The sequence below is a fragment of the Cytophaga aurantiaca DSM 3654 genome (genome assembly GCF_000379725.1).
In the GTDB taxonomy this organism is placed as follows: domain Bacteria; phylum Bacteroidota; class Bacteroidia; order Cytophagales; family Cytophagaceae; genus Cytophaga; species Cytophaga aurantiaca.
In genome coordinates, this window is record NZ_KB903627.1 from 12,828 (window position 1) to 31,409 (window position 18,582).

Annotated in this window: 18 protein-coding genes; 11 read left to right on the forward strand and 7 right to left on the reverse strand. The window is 36.0% G+C overall.

Annotated elements, in window-relative coordinates; all coding sequences use genetic code 11:
- Positions 1-111 precede the first annotated feature (111 nt).
- From A3EE_RS0105975 to A3EE_RS21205, 7 genes are all read left to right on the forward strand, one after another.
- The gene (locus A3EE_RS0105975) at positions 112-510 is read left to right on the forward strand and encodes a hypothetical protein (RefSeq protein ID WP_018342528.1); all 399 of its coding nucleotides are present in this window, start codon (positions 112-114) and stop codon (positions 508-510) included.
- 73 nt (positions 511-583) lie between these two features.
- Positions 584-1,141 carry a DJ-1/PfpI family protein gene (locus A3EE_RS0105980; RefSeq protein WP_026209620.1) on the forward strand — a complete coding sequence of 186 codons (558 nt, stop codon included), beginning with the start codon at positions 584-586 and terminating at the stop codon, positions 1,139-1,141.
- Positions 1,142-1,351: 210 nt separating this feature from the next.
- Entirely contained in the window at positions 1,352-1,777 is a 426-nt protein-coding gene (locus A3EE_RS20085) for a hypothetical protein (protein ID WP_026209621.1), read from the forward strand.
- A gap of 1 nt (position 1,778) precedes the next feature.
- Positions 1,779-2,420: a Crp/Fnr family transcriptional regulator gene (locus A3EE_RS0105990; protein WP_211208923.1), complete on the forward strand. Its 642-nt coding sequence runs from the start codon at positions 1,779-1,781 to the stop codon at positions 2,418-2,420.
- Positions 2,421-2,499: 79 nt separating this feature from the next.
- A complete protein-coding gene (locus A3EE_RS0105995) occupies positions 2,500-2,928 on the forward strand; it encodes an ester cyclase (protein ID WP_018342532.1) in 429 nt (142 codons plus the stop codon).
- Positions 2,929-3,098: 170 nt separating this feature from the next.
- Positions 3,099-3,671, forward strand: coding sequence for a hypothetical protein (locus tag A3EE_RS0106000; protein ID WP_018342533.1), 573 nt, complete (start codon positions 3,099-3,101; stop codon positions 3,669-3,671).
- 218 nt (positions 3,672-3,889) lie between these two features.
- Positions 3,890-4,699, forward strand: a complete 810-nt coding sequence (locus A3EE_RS21205) for an SMI1/KNR4 family protein (protein WP_018342534.1) — start codon at positions 3,890-3,892, stop codon at positions 4,697-4,699.
- 1,251 nt (positions 4,700-5,950) lie between these two features.
- Here A3EE_RS21205 and A3EE_RS0106015 read toward each other — a convergent pair.
- Positions 5,951-6,745, reverse strand: a complete 795-nt coding sequence (locus A3EE_RS0106015) for a thymidylate synthase (RefSeq protein WP_018342536.1) — start codon at positions 6,743-6,745, stop codon at positions 5,951-5,953.
- Between the two features lie 85 nt (positions 6,746-6,830).
- Positions 6,831-6,992, reverse strand: coding sequence for a hypothetical protein (locus A3EE_RS21940; protein ID WP_018342537.1), 162 nt, complete (start codon positions 6,990-6,992; stop codon positions 6,831-6,833).
- A gap of 182 nt (positions 6,993-7,174) precedes the next feature.
- Here A3EE_RS21940 and leuS point away from each other — a divergent pair, with 182 nt between their 5' ends.
- Positions 7,175-9,940 carry a leucine--tRNA ligase gene (gene leuS / locus A3EE_RS0106025; protein WP_018342538.1) on the forward strand — a complete coding sequence of 922 codons (2,766 nt, stop codon included), beginning with the start codon at positions 7,175-7,177 and terminating at the stop codon, positions 9,938-9,940.
- A 52-nt stretch (positions 9,941-9,992) separates the two neighbouring features.
- Here the strand turns inward: leuS and A3EE_RS21210 are convergent, their stop codons facing one another.
- Positions 9,993-10,571, reverse strand: a complete 579-nt coding sequence (locus A3EE_RS21210; RefSeq protein WP_018342539.1) for a T9SS type A sorting domain-containing protein — start codon at positions 10,569-10,571, stop codon at positions 9,993-9,995.
- Positions 10,572-10,656: 85 nt separating this feature from the next.
- On the opposite strand from A3EE_RS21210, the gene A3EE_RS0106035 reads away from it, so the two are divergent.
- Positions 10,657-11,043: a hypothetical protein gene (locus A3EE_RS0106035; RefSeq protein ID WP_018342540.1), complete on the forward strand. Its 387-nt coding sequence runs from the start codon at positions 10,657-10,659 to the stop codon at positions 11,041-11,043.
- A 77-nt stretch (positions 11,044-11,120) separates the two neighbouring features.
- Here the strand turns inward: A3EE_RS0106035 and A3EE_RS0106040 are convergent, their stop codons facing one another.
- Positions 11,121-11,546, reverse strand: coding sequence for a hypothetical protein (locus tag A3EE_RS0106040; RefSeq protein ID WP_018342541.1), 426 nt, complete (start codon positions 11,544-11,546; stop codon positions 11,121-11,123).
- Positions 11,547-11,772: 226 nt separating this feature from the next.
- Here A3EE_RS0106040 and A3EE_RS0106045 point away from each other — a divergent pair, with 226 nt between their 5' ends.
- Both A3EE_RS0106045 and A3EE_RS0106050 read left to right on the forward strand, forming a co-directional pair.
- Positions 11,773-13,326: a helicase HerA-like domain-containing protein gene (locus A3EE_RS0106045; protein WP_018342542.1), complete on the forward strand. Its 1,554-nt coding sequence runs from the start codon at positions 11,773-11,775 to the stop codon at positions 13,324-13,326.
- Complete coding sequence (locus A3EE_RS0106050; RefSeq protein WP_018342543.1) at positions 13,327-14,541, forward strand: BaiN/RdsA family NAD(P)/FAD-dependent oxidoreductase; 1,215 nt, start codon at positions 13,327-13,329, stop codon at positions 14,539-14,541. It begins immediately after the preceding gene.
- Here the strand turns inward: A3EE_RS0106050 and A3EE_RS0106055 are convergent.
- The 3 genes from A3EE_RS0106055 to A3EE_RS0106065 form a co-directional block, all read right to left on the reverse strand.
- Complete coding sequence (locus tag A3EE_RS0106055) at positions 14,528-15,475, reverse strand: hypothetical protein (RefSeq protein WP_157446905.1); 948 nt, start codon at positions 15,473-15,475, stop codon at positions 14,528-14,530. The two genes, A3EE_RS0106050 and A3EE_RS0106055, sit on opposite strands and share 14 nt — an antisense overlap.
- A 111-nt stretch (positions 15,476-15,586) precedes the next feature.
- On the reverse strand, positions 15,587-17,356 hold the full coding sequence (cel9C, locus tag A3EE_RS0106060; RefSeq protein ID WP_018342545.1) for a calcium-dependent endoglucanase Cel9C: 1,770 nt from the start codon (positions 17,354-17,356) through the stop codon (positions 15,587-15,589).
- A gap of 101 nt (positions 17,357-17,457) precedes the next feature.
- Positions 17,458-18,582 (reverse strand): CHU_1279 family cellulose-binding protein, encoded by a 1,125-nt coding sequence (locus tag A3EE_RS0106065; RefSeq protein ID WP_018342546.1) that lies wholly within the window; start codon positions 18,580-18,582, stop codon positions 17,458-17,460.

Consider the following 18,582-nt stretch of genomic DNA (forward strand, 5'->3'; position numbering starts at 1 on the left):
CGCCTACCCTTATATACTAGCCGTTTAGCGGTCAGTCTATAAGGGTATGTACGAATTAGACATTATTATACAGAATGAGGCACTTATTAAAATTAAAAAAAGTGGGCAGTTATGTCTGCAAAAAAATGGAATCCTAAAATGACTGAGTTAGAAATAAAGACAACAGAATTAAATAACTTAATTTCAAATGGGGAGACTTTGAAGGCTATTGAATTATTTTATTCGGACAATGTTTCTATGCAAGAAAACGAAGAAATACCAAGAGTAGGAAAGCGGAAATGCTGGGACAACGAACAACAAAATCTAAAAAACATAAAAGAGCTTAAATGCAAACTTCTAAATCAAGCAATCAATAACAAAGAGAATTTGGTATTTAGCGAATGGGAAATAACAATTACAGACAAAAATGATAAAAAAAATAGGCTAACAGAAGTATCGGTACAACATTGGGGCAAAGGACAAATAGAAAAAGAGAAATTTTATTACAAAGGATTTCATGCCGAAATTTGACAAAGACAGATAAATTAGTTTATGAAATATAAAGAATGAAACCCAAATAGCTAACAACAATTACTGATATTTAATGAGAGTAGCATACATAATTTTTGATAAGATTACTTGGCTAGATTTTTTTGGCATATACGACCCAATCAGTCGGTTGAAATCAATGAATTATTTGCCAAATTTAAAGTGGGATATTTGTGCATTTACAAATACTGTAGTTGATAGTTTTGGTCTTGAGGTGAGGCCGAATAAAATTAAGAATCCATTATCCGACTATGATGCAATAATAATTCCAGGTGGATTGGGAACAAGAACATTACAATATGATACTGATTTCATAAACTGGATAAAGACAGCTGAGAATGTTAAATATAAAATTTCGATTTGTACAGGAAGCTTAATTCTAGGTGCTGCAGGTTTTCTTATAGACAAACAAGCTACTACGAATTATCAAGAATATAAAGCATTAGAACAATATTGCCAATCAATCTCCACAGACAGAATCGTTGAAGATAGTAATGTTATTACATCTGGAGCAGTTTCTGCATCAATTGACCTTGGATTATATTTATGTAACAAATGGAGCGGGCATTATGCTGAGCAAGAAATTAGAAAGAAAATGGATTACAATGGATAAAGCCCAGCGCTAACAATGTATTGTTGTTAATGCAGGTTCGTATCCAAGGATATTTCAGTGCATCAAACCCGCATGAATAATTTGTATATTAAGGCATGCTTTCATTTGTGTCATTGGAAAGATATAATCACTAACGCCTGCATCAACAACAATACTAAACGTTATGCGGCATGCAATGACCGACAGATTTACATAAAAACAAACGGGATAATGAAAAATATTTTACTTATGCTTCTCCCTTTGCTTGGATTGGTACAAACCACAAAAGCAGACACAATTGATTTTTGGCATGTCTATTACAATCATACAAAAATTCAAGAATTCAATCAATATGGGACACATGAAATCAGATTAAAACTTGAAAGCCTTAAAAGTGGAGACTCAATAACTGTAAAATATTTTAGGGACACGCCATGTTCTCGCTGCGCTACTTATCTGACTGTTGAGGATGAAAAACATCATGTTTTTGTGACGAGTTCAGGCAAAGGCACCTTTAACCCAATTTCTTTTTCTATAAATAAGTTAATCGAACTTCGAAAACAAGGTTATATGCAGACTTTTGAAATATTTTATTTTGAAGGTGAGATTAAGAGTAGGTCGGATAAAATTTTAATCTTTAGAATAATACTTGAGTGAAATGCACGACCGCATAACACGGGTTTTGCGTTATGTGCAATACAGTTGGAGAACCCAAAACATGACAGATAACTCGAAAACATTGTTGTATAAAAAAATTACTGACTTGACTGAAATTTCCGTTTCAAGTCTTGACAAGTTATTTGAAATAGCTACTCAAAGACATTATAAAAAAGGGGAAACTATTTTAAAGCAAGGACAAATTTGTAAAACTATAACATTCGTTGAAAGTGGGTACTTACGGACTTTTATTGATAAAGAAGGTACAGAAATAAATACGGACTTTTCTTTTGAAGGCAGTTTCACAACTAACTTAAAAAGTTTGCGTTCCGCTTCTTCCTCTGACACTTCAATACAAGCAGGGGAAACTACAACCATCTACGAATTTGACAAAGACAGACTTTTGGAACTTTACAACTTATCAGCAGAAATAGAGTCATTCGGCAGAAAACTCTTAGAGCAACTTTTAATAGCCCAAGAAGAACACACAAACTTATTCAAAATCTATTCGCCAACGGAACGCTATCAATATTTACAGACTAACAAACCCGAAATATTGCAACGAATTAGTCTTTCTCAACTTTCATCTTATTTGGGTATTGCAAGGGAAACATTAAGCAGAATTAGAAAAAATAAAGAGTAGCCAAATTTTGTGACGATTATCACAGGTAAAATCAATTACGCAGTCTGACCTTTGTAATTCATTTAAACAAATTAAAAAGATGAATTCACAAAACAAATCAATCGTGACAAATTTTATAGAAGAAGTTTGGAATCAAAACCAATTTGAAAAAATTGACAATTACATTTCTGCCAACTTTATTGACCATTCCTTGCCACCAACTTTGCCTGCTGACAAAGACGGAATGAAACTTTGGATTATTGGAGCAGGCAAATCTTTTGAGCATAAAACCATAATTGACGACATTGTTTGCGAAGAAGATAAAGTTATGCTAAAAATGAGGATGCGACTTAAACACATTGGCGTTTGGAGAGATATTGAACCGACGCATTTTGAAATATCAACGGTTGGCTATAGGTATTACAAACTCGCTGACGGGAAAATTTTAGAACACTGGTCTTTGCTGGACGGCAACTCAATTGAAAACCAACTTAAGGAAGCCAAACACGGTTGTAAAATACAGGAATAATCGGACAAAATGCACTGCACATAACATCGGCTTGGCGTAATGGCGGGTTATGTTCTTCGTAGAAACATTTTTGCTATATTTGAAGTGTGCGCTTCGCACAAACATTTGTGGTTTAAATCCGCCACTGCACCAAGCTGCAAAACGTTAGGCACTATTTAAAAGATACGACAATGATTTGGTTCTGGGAACACGGACAACAACTTTTCATTCTATTTGCATTTCCATTAATCGGACTTGGGTTTGATTTTTGGTTGTCTGAAAAAAGGACAGTATACATATTAATCTTATCTCTTGTATTACTTACTCCCATCTTGACAGGTTATTCATACTTAGTTTCGTGGGCTTATCAATTTTTCGGACTTGTCGGATTAAGTTGCATATACTCGTTTTACTCAAGACAAATCGAAAATAAAGTGCCCAAATTTGTTTCAGCAATAATTATTTCTGGACTCCTTTTTCTAATACTTGGCTGGTTTTCTTTTATGGACGCTTTCTCCGGTTCTCAGACAGCAGAAAACGATTGGAACATTGGTCGGTATAAAATTGAATATATACGTGATCAAGGATTTGCTGGTGGACCGCTCATGAAATATCAACTGAGTGAATACGGACTTATTCCTATCTTCATAAAAGTAGTTGAAATTTCAGAAGAACGAGATACTGTTTACAATTGCGAAATTCCATTTGCGGATAGTAAAATAATTTTTAACAAGTGCAATGGGACAATAAAAAAACTTCCATAAAAACATTGGCTAGCAATACATACAATTTATAGCGGTTCGTTTGTAAGGAAATAGTAGGGCTTTTTCATACTCAGCCAAATTCCTGCGGAATTCTTATGGCAAAATAGAATATGATTTTCCGCAGGAATTTGTCTACTCTGTTACTTTAAGTTCTTATCTTTAAATACCGCTACAAATTGCATGTTAACCGTTGTAAACAATTGAATTTTAATATTATCGTGACTGAAAAAGATTTAAAAACAATTTGGCAAGTTCCCAAATATTTGCCCTACGTTCAACCAAGTTTGACCAATGATGTTATCGTAGAGGCTGAAAAACTAATTGGGTATAACCTTCCAAAAGAATATCTAGCTCTTTTAAAGATTCAAAATGGTGGCTACATACGCTTTACTATAGAGAATACAGTTCATAGACAAATATCTGGCATAGGACCTTACTTTCCTTCAATTACTGATTTTGAATGGTTAAATGATTATGATGATTTAAGTTATGATACTAAAGGCTTGTTTCCATTTGATGGAGATGGACACTGGAATATTTGTTTAGATTACAGAAAAAACAAAATTAATCCTGAAATAACATATATTGACACAGAGTCGGACTATGAAAAACTAATTGCAACGACATTTAGCGACTATCTTAATCTATTAGAAATTAATACAGAAGGTGAATATGTTATTGAAACAGATTTATCAATAGATGAATTATTAAATAAAATTTCAAAGATTACAAATAGTGAGTTTGAAGCTCCAGATATTTGGTCGCATGGCTACCCTCTCTACAGAGCAGAATTTAAAGATAGTTACGTTTTTATAAGTTCCAATAATGCCCCCACTGGATTTGTGCGCGAAGAAGATGCAAGATATGATGAATTGAAATCACATATGAATTCTACTGCATTAAGATTCCCTGAACTGTCGGAAAAAGTTTTTCTAATAAATGTTTTAGATGAAAATGAGAGAGAAATACTATTTGATAAATTGATTTCAAATGGATTGAAAATAAGAGGTCTGAGCGAATTTATATAAAAGCCCAAATCGCTAACAATACATACAACTTATAGCGGTTCTGCAAGGAAACAATAGAGTTGCATGTTAAACGTTAGCAACAATTACAAAAGTCAAAAAAAAGATGCGCTTTTCCACCCCGACAGTTGCTCTCAATCTGACAGTTTTATTTACAATAACAGTTTCACACAACAACAAAATTTAAATGAAATTCTTTACCCTTAAAAAAACACTTCAATATTTTTTACCAACGACACTTACATTATTCATGCTTATTTCAATTGAAAGAACTGTTGACACTGACAGTAGCTATGAAAAATTATACGGTCTACCATTCTCATTTATTTCAAGCAGCTTCGTCTGTACACATCATTTTGACGTTTACGTTCCAATGATGTTGATAGATTTCTTACTATATTTTATCGTAACACTTCTGTTTTTTAAAGGGCTTGAGATAATAGGATTAAAACTAAGGACACATTGGACCTTCATTACAACAGGGATTATAATAAATGTATTTTGGATTTTTGTGTTTTACTTAACAACTTTTAACAGTACTTTTAAATTGACAAATGATTTTTATATTAGGACAACAAGTAGTCGATTGCATTTTGGTACGTATCCATGGTAAATATACAGCACACTTAATGCTCGACAGTTCGCTCCATGACTGAAGAAACTGTTACTAACAGCGCACTGGAGCTATTGAGGCATTTCAGTAAGTTTAATAACAGGAGTTTGAAATTACATTTTTCTTACCGACAAATTTGATTTCGAAAAAACCAAACAGCGCCGGTGCGCAAAACGATATATGTTATCTACAGACAAAAATCAACTCCGTCTAATAAATCCTCCAGAAGTATGCCCTCTGTATCCCAACAGTATAACTTAAGCAATACATTCTTTATTTAACTACCCAATCATTACCCTATAAATACCATACAAATAGTATGAAGTATGTATGGCTTAAGTATGACGGAAGTATGGGGATAGTATGAAGTAAGTATGAGGATAGTATGAAGATAGTATGAGGTATGTATGAGCATAGTATGGATTTACCATATCACAAGCATGGGACAAGTATGCCAACAGTATGAAACCAGTATGCATATAGTATGGTACCTCTTTTAAATTATAATGGCCGCAACCCGGAACACTTATCACTGTGTTGTGACCCACAGAATGCCAAAAGCAATAAGATATATAACAAACACAGGTGCCTTCGCTTAAAGCAAAGGCACCTGTTATAATTCGTACGAATCAGCTATAATTTTATACTGCCACCGCAGCCTTAATATGCGGATGTGGATCGTAACCTTCCAACGTAAAATCTTCAAATTTAAAATCAAAGATCGACTTCACTTCCGGATTGATCTTCATTGTAGGTAACGGTCTGAAATCGCGGCTCAATTGCAAATTTGCCTGCTCAATATGATTGGAGTACAAGTGGGCATCACCCAGTGTATGTACAAAATCACCAGCCTGTAAACCGCATACCTGTGCAACCATCATCGTCAATAAGGCATACGATGCAATATTAAACGGTACACCTAAAAATACATCCGCACTGCGCTGATACAATTGACAAGACAACTTCCCATCCGCTACATAAAACTGAAAGAATGCGTGACACGGCGGCAATTTCATTTTTTCGATCTCCCCTACGTTCCATGCACTAACAATCAATCGACGTGAATCAGGATTGTTCTTGATCATATTCACCACATTTGTGATCTGATCTATATGACGGCCATCCGGCGTTGGCCAAGAGCGCCACTGATACCCGTATACAGGTCCAAGGTTGCCGTTCTCATCCGCCCATTCGTCCCAGATAGAAACGTTATTATCTTTTAAATACTTAATATTCGTATCTCCCTGTAAAAACCACAATAATTCATGCGTAATAGAGCGCATGTGCAGCTTCTTAGTCGTTAGCAAGGGAAACCCTTCCTGCAGATCAAAACGCATCTGATAGCCAAATACACTGATGGTACCTGTACCTGTCCGGTCTTCTTTTTTAACACCCTTATCCAGGATGTGCTGCATGAGGTCGTGATATTGTTTCATCTGAAGGAATTGTTATTCTACCTATAAAATTACAAAAGGCCTGTCGGTTTCCCCACAGGCCTTTTGATAAGTTATGAACAATAAATTACTGAGCTGGTGTAGCAGCTTTTTCTTTGTCTTTATTGCAACCACCACCTGATTGGCAGCAAGATTTTTTCTTTTTACCTTTTCCGCCGTCATTTACTGCTGCAGAAAGAGTACCAGCAGCTAGAGCTACGAATACAATACCAAATACAATCTTTTTCATATGAGTTAAATTAAATTGATTACTGAGTTTAATTACGTTGATAACGATTAAAAGTACATATTTAGTTCATCTATTTGCATTTATTTCGACGAATTCCCGAAATAGGTAGATTAAGTGCTCAAAATTGAAGTCGAAATAATGATAAAAAAGCGTAATTTTGAATTCTTAACACATTATTTTATATGGCTGATTATCATTTTGGAGAAGTAGAAAACAAGTGGCAAACGAAGTGGAACGCTGAAAAAACGTTCAAAGCCCAGGAAAGTTCTTCCAAACCTAAATATTATGTTTTAGATATGTTCCCCTACCCATCCGGTAGCGGACTTCATGTAGGCCATCCGCTTGGCTATATTGCCTCTGATATTATGGCGCGTTACAAGCGCATCAAAGGATACAACGTTTTGCATCCAATGGGATTTGATTCCTTTGGTTTACCTGCAGAACAATATGCCGTACAAACAGGTCAGCACCCTGCCATTACAACCGAACAGAATATTGCCAGATACATTGAGCAATTAAATAAGATCGGTTTTTCTTTCGACTGGGACAGAGAGATTCGTACCAGCGATCCTGCATACTACAAATGGACGCAGTGGATCTTTATTCAGCTATTCAATCATTGGTACAACAAAACGTCTGATAAGGCTGAACCGATCACAAACCTGATCAAACAATTTGAAACTTCGGGTAACGCTGGCATCAATGCGGCCGCTGACGAAGATGTGATTGCATTCACGGCTGCAGATTGGAAAAGCTATTCTGAAAAACAACAAAGCGATACCTTACTAAAATACCGTTTAACATATTTATCTGAAACAATGGTTAACTGGTGTCCGGGCCTGGGTACAGTATTAGCCAACGAAGAAGTTAAAGAAGGTTTGTCTGAACGGGGCGGTTTCCCGGTTGAACGCAAAAAGATGAAGCAATGGAGCATGCGCATTACTGCCTATGCAGACCGCTTGCTTAAAGGTTTGGATACGATCGATTGGCCGGAAGCAATGAAAGACATGCAGCGCTACTGGATCGGTAAGTCCTTAGGTGCTATGCTGTCATTCAAGGTAGTTGATAAAGACATGGAATTAACGGTCTTTACAACACGTGTGGATACAACCTTCGGTGTAACCTATGTATCCATCGCTCCGGAGCATGAATGGATCTCAGAATTAACTTCAGCAGAACAAAAAGCTGCGGTTGAAGAATACGTAACGAAAGCAAAGAACCGTTCGGAGCGCGACCGTATGAGCGATGTTAAAACAGTCTCTGGCTGTTTCACCGGTTCGTATGTGATCAATCCATTCAACAATGAAAAGATCCCGGTATGGATCGCAGACTATGTATTGGCGGGTTATGGTACTGGTGTTGTAATGGCGGTACCTTCTTCGGATGAACGAGATTATAAATTTGCTTCCTTCTACAACTTACCGATCATTGCGGTACAGGAAGGACCGCATACAGATATTACCAAAGAAGACTTTGATCCGAAAGCAGGAACTATGGTGAACTCCGGTTTCTTAAATGGCTTAACGGTTAAGCAGGCAATTCCGAAAGCAATTGAATTCATTGAAGAAAAGAAAATCGGTTTTGCAAAGATCAATTTCAAAATGCGTGATTCGATCTTTGGTCGTCAGCGTTATTGGGGTGAACCGATTCCGGTGTTCTATAAAAATGACATTCCGTATGTATTGAAGGAATCAGAACTTCCATTGGTGCTTCCTGCGATTGATGAATACAAACCTACAGAAACAGGTGAACCGCCGTTGGCACGTAACAAAGAGTTTGCAGATAAAGGATATGAGTTAAGCACTATGCCGGGCTGGGCTGGCTCAAGCTGGTACTTCATGCGCTACATGGATCCGCAGAATACAACAGGCTTAGCTGCTGCTGATAAAATTAAATACTGGGGACAAGTGGATCTATACATGGGCGGTGCAGAACATGCAACCGGTCACTTGTTGTATTCACGTTTCTGGAACAAGTTCTTATTTGATATGGGAATCACACCGAATGATGAGCCATTTGCAAAGCTGATCAATCAAGGGATGATTCAGGGTGTTTCGAAATTCGCCTATAGAATCAATGGTACAAATAAATTTGTTTCATCCGGATTGAAGAAAGAATACGACACCACTCCTATTCACGTTGATGTCAGCATTGTCAATAATGACATTTTAGATACAGAAGCATTTAAAAAGTGGAGACCTGATTTTGCTTCTGCAGAATTCATTTTAGAAAACAATACCTATGTATGCGGTTCTGAAGTTGAAAAGATGTCGAAGTCTAAATTCAATGTTGTTAACCCGGATGATATTGTAAACAAATACGGAGCAGATACCTTACGTATGTATGAGATGTTCTTAGGTCCATTGGAGCAATCCAAACCATGGAACACAAATGGTATTGAAGGTGTATATAAATTCTTAAACCGTTTCTGGAGATTATTCCACAATGCAACAAGTGATTTTGCGGTTAGCGATGCAGCACCAAGTGCGGAAGAATTAAAAGTATTACATAAAACACTGAAGCGTGTTGAAGAAGATATTGAGCGCTTCTCATTCAATACTCCAGTAAGTACATTCATGATCTGTGTGAATGAACTGGGAGCTCTTAAATGCAACAAGCGCAGTATTCTTGAGCCATTAACAATTGCCTTGTCTCCGTTAGCTCCGCACATCGCAGAAGAATTGTGGTCATTACTTGGTCATACAGAATCTGTTTCAACTGCGACTTACCCGGCATGGGATGAAAAATATCTTGTTGAAAGCAATCACGAATATCCGATCTCGATCAATGGTAAAATGAGAGCGAAGTTGAATTTACCTGTAGATATGCCGGCTTCAGAAGTTGAGCAGCAGGTACTGGCAAATGAGATTGTTCAGAAATGGCTTGAAGGCAAAGCACCCAAAAAGATCATTGTTATTCCGAATAAAATTGTGAACGTAGTAATGTAAATAAAAAGGTCCCGATCCCGATAGCTATCGGGATCGGGACCTTTTTTATTTACTAATTTTTTATGATTCTTCTGGTTTCAACAAGTCCGTCAGCACTTTCAATTCGAATAAAATAAATTCCCTTTTCCAGCATAGATACTGACAAGTCAATCTTATTTGATGAAAATGAACGTGACACAATCAATACGCCCGCTTCAGAATACACGTCTACTGTCTTTATTGTTTGAGCAGTTTCAATGTGAACGTAATCAATACATGGATTTGGATACAATGCATTCAGCGTTAACGTTGGCTTAACAACAGGCGTTGTTGTATTCGCTACTGTAAACGTTGAGGTCATCGAAGAATGAAAGCTACATTTATAAGCATACGATCCAGCTACTGTAATTGTATATTGAAAGGTAGACCCGGTCGTAACATTTGCGTCAAACGTTGCTGCTCCACCAGGTACACTTGTTGAGGTAACTGTATGAGTGGCTGCATCGTTATTCGTCCAGGTAATAACATCACCTATATTTAAGGCGTTTGGAATTGATTGGAATGAGAAGTTTACAATGGATACAGAAATGTTCGCTGCCTGCAACCAAAGTATCTGCAAAGAGAAGAACAAAAGAAAGAATATTTTTTTCATGATATGTCGTTATTTTATTTGTTAAAAATTATACCTTTAAAATACACAATCTCTGAAATATTACTTCACATTAATACATTATTTTATGAAAAAGGTCATTTATTCTCTTTTAACCGTGGCGCTATTCACGTTTACAACTGAAACCAACAGCGCATCACTTAGCAGCTATCCAAGCGGGATTGTAGCTACACAAATGAGTACAACCGAAATTTTCAACTATCTAAATACCAATCTGGGCTTAACATCTACACAAAAACCTGTAGTGAAAAAAGCCGTTGATGAAGCAGGAACAGAAACAACGAAATTAAATGCCGATTCTACAAAATCTGCCGATGAAGTTAAAACTGCAAAAACCAGCATAGTAAACGGTCTGGTAAAAAAACTTAGCAGCGGTATACTAAGCGATGCTCAATCTAAAAAACTTACGGGATTAACAGGTCAATTGACAACCATGTTTGCTCAATTGAAGTAGTTCAAAAGTACCACAAATAAAAAAATCCCCTCCCGATAATCGAGAGGGGATTTTTATTATACAATTTCGTATCTGAATTAGAAAGACAAGAAATCAGAAGATTCTTGCTTAAGAGCTGCATGAGTCTTATTTGCTCTCAAACCATCAACAATTTTTTTAACAAGTACACCAGCAACTGCCATACGAATACCTAATTTAATAGCTAATTCAGTACAGAAATCAATTTTCTGATCTACATTATCGTCTTCCATTACAACCATCTGTACACATTCGAATACACGGTCAAAACGCAATGAATCATTTTCAGGTGCTTTAAATTTGATAGGTTCGTCACTGCGAATAATTTCTTTTATTCTATCGTTACTTAAACCATTTTTTTCACCTAGTTCGAAAATTAATTTTTTCTCAGCAACTGAAAAATTGCCGTCTAAATTTGCTATCGCTACAAGGTTAGCAATTTGACTTTTGATCCCTTTTGTTTTTTTACTTACAAAGATTTCCATAAATAAAACTTTTCTTATTTAATGTTTACACTGCAAAGTAAATAAATCTTTTTTACTTATCTTACTAAAATATAAAATAATTTAATTCAACTATAGTTATACAACTGAATATCAATTAAATAATTTATAACAAAAATAGAATAATGCAATTAATTCTTAATTTTAACACCTCTATCCATGAATATAAATAAATTAGTATTTTTACAATAATATTCAAAATAGATTTATGTCAGATAATAAAAAGTCCTTTACTGAAGAAATTCAGACTAAATATGCCACAAAAGGTGATTTTATACTTTTAGGAAATGCCATTCTTAATGGAGAATCTGTTGAAAATACTCCGATCAAGCTTCCTCTAAAAATGTTGAATCGCCATGGTATGATTGCAGGAGCTACAGGTACAGGCAAAACTAAGACTCTCCAAACAATTGCAGAGTCTTTATCTCTAAAAGGGGTACCTACTCTTTTAATGGATATCAAAGGCGACTTAAGTGGCATTGCAGCACCAGGCACATCGAATGATAAGATTGTAGAGCGTCAGGCTAAAATTGGAGCCCCTTATGAACCTCAGGCTTTCCCTACAGAATTGTTCAGTCTATCAAAAGAAAAAGGTGTACGACTTCGTGCAACGGTTTCAGAATTCGGTCCGGTGTTGTTCTCAAAAATATTAGGATTGAATGATACACAAAGCGGCATCGTATCTCTTATTTTTAAATTCTGTGACGATGAACGTTTACCTTTATTAGACTTAGAAGATTTCAAACGCTTAATTCAATATATTACGAACGAAGGTAAAGTCCGAGTTGAAAAAGAATACGGTAAAATATCTTCAACATCTACTTCAACAATCCTTAGAAAAGTAATTGAACTTGAACAACAAGGAGCTGATTTATTCTTTGGTGAATATTCGTTTGAAGTTGAAGATTTGTTACGGAAAGATGCTTCGGGTAAGGGCTATGTATCTATTATGAAAGTAACGGACATACAAGATCGACCAAAATTATTCTCAACGTTTATGTTGAGTTTGCTTTCCGAAATTTACAGTACATTCCCTGAAGTAGGCGATCTTGAAAAACCGAAGTTGGTAATCTTTATTGATGAATCGCATTTAATCTTTAATGAAGCTTCAGAAGCATTACTCAATCAGATTGAGACAATTATAAAACTTATACGATCTAAAGGTGTAGGTATATTTTTCTGCACACAAAATCCAATGGATATCCCTGCATCTATCTTGGGACAGCTTGGACTTAAAGTACAGCATGCACTAAGAGCATTTACTGCAGTAGACCGCAAGCAAATAAAATTAACAGCAGCAAATTATCCGCTTACTGAATTCTACGACACAGAAACGCTGTTAACCTCTATGGGTATTGGTGAAGCAGCAATCACCGTATTAACTGAAAAAGGAACGCCTGCACCACTTGCGCATACATTGCTTTGTGCACCTCGTTCAAGAATGGACATTTTGACTGATAGTGAAATAGATCAAATTATTTCAAGTTCTTCTTTAACTAAAAAATACAATCAGGAAGTTGATCGTAAGAGTGCGTATGAAATTCTAAATGAAAAGTACGCGGTTAAAGAATCTGAAAATGAAGAACAAGAGGAAGAAGAAAAAACAACACGAAAATCTACCCGTGAAGAAAAAAGTACTTTTGAAGAAGCGATCAATAGTCCGATTGCAAAACAGGTTGGCCGTACATTAGTAAAAGAAATTATGCGTGGAATCCTTGGGGTATTGGGTGTATCTGCAACACAACGTAAAAGAAGACGATAAATGAATGTTGTTGTTATTGGTGGAGGTGCGGCTGGTTTTTTTAGTGCAATAACATGCGCGGCAACAAACAAAAAAACAAAGGTAACGATCGTTGAAAAAACAGATAAATTATTAGCAAAGGTCCGTATATCCGGTGGAGGCAGATGCAATGTAACAAATGCATGTGCCTCTATTGAAGAATTTGCATCCAATTATCCCCGCGGTCGTGAATTATTAATTGAAGCATTCAAGGTGTTTAATAACAAAGATACCATTGAATGGTTTAAGAAAAGAAACGTCAAATTAAAGACGGAAGCCGATGGTCGCATGTTTCCAATTACAGATAATTCGCAAACAATCATTGATTGTTTAATGCATGAAGCTGCTAAACTTAATATTGATATTAAAACAAAACATCCTGTTGAGTCTATTGAAAAAAAAGGGGGCAAGTTTCACATCCTTTCTTCAAACAGCAAAGAGATCGTAGCTGATCGGGTTATCATAGCCAGCGGCGGTTATCCGCAACTTTACCAATATGATTGGTTAAAGAAAATGGGCTTGACAATTGAAACTCCGGTGCCTTCTTTATTTACATTTAACATCCCCTCTTCTCCTCTCAAAGATCTAATGGGTATTTCGCATAATGCTGAAGTAACTATTAAGAATACATCTTATAAATATCAAGGTCCGCTTTTAATTACACATTGGGGAATTAGCGGGCCTGCCGTACTAAAACTTTCTGCCTTTGCTGCGCGTGACCTCGAAGAAAAAAAATACACCTTCGATGTTCAGATCAATTGGCTCGCAGAACAACACAGTGTTACTGAAAATGCGTTAAAAGAAATTCGTGAAGCTAACGGAAAGAAGCTGGTTCGAAATGTTATTCCTTTTAATTTACCTAAACGCTTATGGGAACAGTTTTGCAATCAAGCTGAGGTAAGAGCGTTTGAAAACTGGGCTGAATTGGGAAATAAAAAATTACAATTGCTATTTTCCTATATGAAAAAATATCCTTTGTCTGCAAAAGGAAAGACCACTTTTAAAGAGGAATTTGTGACATCAGGAGGAATTACCTTATCAAACATACATCCAGGCACGCTGGAAGCCTTATCAACAGAAGGGCTATACTTTGCAGGCGAAGCACTCAATATAGATGGAATCACAGGCGGATTTAACTTTCAAGCTGCCTGGACTACTGGATTTATATCAGGCACAAGTTGTGCTACAGCTTATTAGGTAAAATTTTAGTACGTGCCTGATAACTGTTATATAAATTATCAATCATTAAATCCAACAAACGATCGTATCCGATATAATTCTCATACGTTAATTCTTTATTGGCATTATACTGACTGATAACTGCGTCCACTTCCTGTTCAATGGATGCATACAATAAAAAGTCGTTGTACTGAATACCTTTTTTCATTTTAACTCCAGATGCTGGAACATTTGTTCCCATTGGATTGAAGCCATACATATTCATAGATATGTTGTTTATCACACCCAATCCCAACGTTCCATCATAGGTAATTTTATTCTCTATCAGCAATACAGCATCTACGTTTAATATTCGCGCGATATCTTCCAATGAATTGGCGAAATCAGCATCCAATTTATTTTTAGGTAATTTTATAAATCGAAATGAACTTGAAGAACACAAATCATAGGTAATATTTTTAGGTACATTTTTTCTGTATGTTTTTGAGTAGCGTACCTGCAACGAATCGTATGCTCGTTTTTGATCAGCAGTAAAATCAGAAGGAATGATAATTTTTGTTCCTAATGAATCAAATTGTTTTATAACAGCCTCAATAGAATAACTACTTAAAGAAGATGCTATCTTATTGCCCCGTATAGAATCGATCCATGAACTACCTTTCCAAAACTCCTCAACTGTTTTTTTAGTTACAACAATCTGATCATTCCATACATAAAACGATAGCAGTGCTACTTTTTTAGGAAAATTGTTCTGCGCGTTTAAATTTGGATAATTCCCTCTCCCATCAATAAATGGATAATATTGATTGATATCCGGGTTGTCATGGATTTTTTTCGTGATATATGAATCGGGATATAAGCTTAAATCTTCTAAAAAGATTTGAGCCTTAGTAGTATTCGCCAATAACATTAAAAATATAAAAGCGAATGATATATATATTAAGCGATTCATAACAATACGGTTTATACCTATTGATACGAAATATAGAATTGAGTAGTTGTAGCAGGGGTAATAAAAAAAGGGCTAAAAGCCCTTTTTTTATTACATGTTATCTTTGGTAAACTATTTTTTCCCTTTAGTCGCTTCAATTGAAAGCGCAAGGAACGTAAATGGAGAGTTCCAGTTGATTGCAACTTCATTGGTAGCATAACTACATTGTTCATCAATATATGACTTTGCAGGAACTTTAGTAGTGTATTTACCTGTACACGTACCGGCATCTTCCTGACCTGGGTTTGGTCCACCAGCCAACATACCTGGTACCGGTGCAACAACACCATCTGCTTCACTTGGTCTGTGGTGAGGATTCATTACTTGTTTCGTTCCAAAGCCAGAAACGTAGCAATATCCAGTACCATTACGGCCTAATAAATAATCTAAATTTGAAATCGCAGCAGTTAAGAAAACACCTTCGTTTGTTAACTTATACGCGTTCATTAACAACATTCCTTGATTCGCTGCAGTAGAGTTACTGCCCCAGTTGAAGTTACCATTGCTTAAACCCATAGCAACTAAGAACGCTGATTTGTTCGCTTGATACTTTTGAAGTTTATTAGCCAAATCAATGATCTTAGTTTTTACTAATTCTACTGTTGGCAGAAACTCTTCCGGTAAGTTATCTCTGTTTTGAATGATGCTGTATAAACCTAATGTGTTTACTTTTGCCCAGTTAGGTAATTCAAATTCTGTACGAAGTGTAAATTCTATATTCGCTTGTTCAGAATATTTAGATTGATTAGTAGCAATGAACAATTCAATAGCAGCCCACTGAAATTCATCACTCACATTACCATCATCATATGCACCTGTATTAATATCAGGATTGAATTTTTGATTCATTACACCCTGATTATAAGTAACACTTTTGTTTTTCTTAGACCAATCGTATGCAGCAATACTTGCAGCCAAACATTTATCAGCAAATGCTCTGTCTGTTTTTTTGTACACTCTGTATGCTACAGCCATAACTGCCGCGAAGTCTAATGAAGCAGCAGTTGTTTTCATGATTACATATCTACCATTTTTAGCATCTGCAGGCATAACAGAACCGTCGAAATTGGTATTAGTTAATTTATGATATACACCACCATCTTGATCTTGCATCGTAACCATCCAATCCAAATTCCAACGAATTTCATCCAGAATATCCGGGATATTATTCGTGTTTTCAGGAATGTTTAATTTCAATGTATCAAAGAATTTTGGATACTGTTCGTATAAAGCCATTAATGTATATGTACTGATACCGGAGTTTACAATGTATTTATTGTAATCACCTGCATCATACCAACCTTTAGATGAGTTGATCTTCGTTCCTTCCGGACGAGTAGCAGTAGCAGCAGAAGCATGAACAAGTACTTCATTGTCCGGATGGCCTGCAGGTCTTGCCCATTTACCAGCATATTGAGCAGGTAAATCAGTTGATGCACGTTGGTAATATAAAAAACCAAGAGATGCCTTACCGATTGTTAAGTTTATCTGATTCGAAATCTCAAATGGATAAGAATCTCCAACATTCGGAACACTGATATAATACTTCCCTACTTTAGTGAATTTTGAAAAATCAGCATCATTTGCAAATTCTTCTGAATATTCCCAAACACCTTTGGGTTTTAATACACCTGTAAATACAGTCTCGTTTGTTTGAGCATTTTTTACAAAAAACTCCTTTGCAGTAGAATCTGTAACAATTGCTATTTTTTCAGATGCAGGATAAAAACCAACCTGATTTACACGGATTTTATCCGTTGTTTTTTGAGCAAACACTGCATTTGCACAGAAAAAAACGATTGATAAAAGTCCTATTGATTTGATTTTAGATAATGAAACCATAATTTCTGGTTTAAATTAAATTGATTAATTGAATGGTGTTGTTATAAAAACAAATACGATGCCTAAAAATTAGAAAGGCATCGTATTTGTTCTGCTTTGAATTACTGATTGGTCAATTTTTTATATTGTTCATCCGTAATTACTTCAATTTCGTCTATGAAGATTTTACCTGTAAATGGCTCTCCACCTGGGTTTACAAAGAAGATCACGTCTTTCATTGATGAAGGATCTACCGTTTGATTGTCAGGATACGATTGCGCATACTTACCAGCATAATTATAGTAATAGTTTTTAAACTCACCAGACTCTTCGATTTTCATAACCAAAGGTTCTTTATTCGTGATATGACCATTTTTATCTTTAAAGTCCATACGCAAGTTTGGTACACCACCTTCAGCTCTTGCTTTCACACGAACAATTTGTGCCTTTGTGAAATCCATCGGTGTGATTGCTCTACCAAATGTTTCATATCCGGGACCTACACCTGTACATTCAAGCGACATAACATCCCCTTTTTTCTCAAGGTTAAGTTTTTCGTTTGCAACCCACCAAGAATACAATTCATCCTGGAAGTCATCAACCATACCGCCATTTGTAGCCTCAACTTTAGGCATTTCATCCGCAGATACAACTTTGATGTAGTCGATGTACAATGTACCTGTCCAGTCAGCCATACCACCATTGATGAAGATCAAGAAATCATGGATCATTTTCTCATCAACGATCTGGTTGTCCGGCCAGGATTGTCTCCACTTGCCACCAAAATCAAAATAATAATCTTTGTATTCTTTACCTAAATGAATACGCTGTTTGGGAGAGTCCGCATTTGCATCCATTTGATTGATATCCTTCATGTGAAGGATAACAGTAGGTGGTTTTTCACCTTCAGCTCTGCAACGGATTTTAATAACCGAACATTTAGAGAAATCCAATAAAGCTGTTTCAGTACCAAAACAGTCCCATTTAGAACCGATTGCATTACCTACTACTTTAAGCGTATCTCCAGTTCTTGACAATTTTGTTTGGTCATTACTAACCCACCAGCTATAGATCTCGCCGTTAAATTCGTCAAGTGTACCTTTTTGAAATTGACAGGCAGGAGTTCCGATATCCGGATCTTCTACTACCGCAATCTGGCTGTCATCATCTAATGCTTGCGACTCAAAAGTGGCGCATTGCTTAGCTGTGACTGCTAATAATATAAGTATTGAAGCTAAGAATTTCAT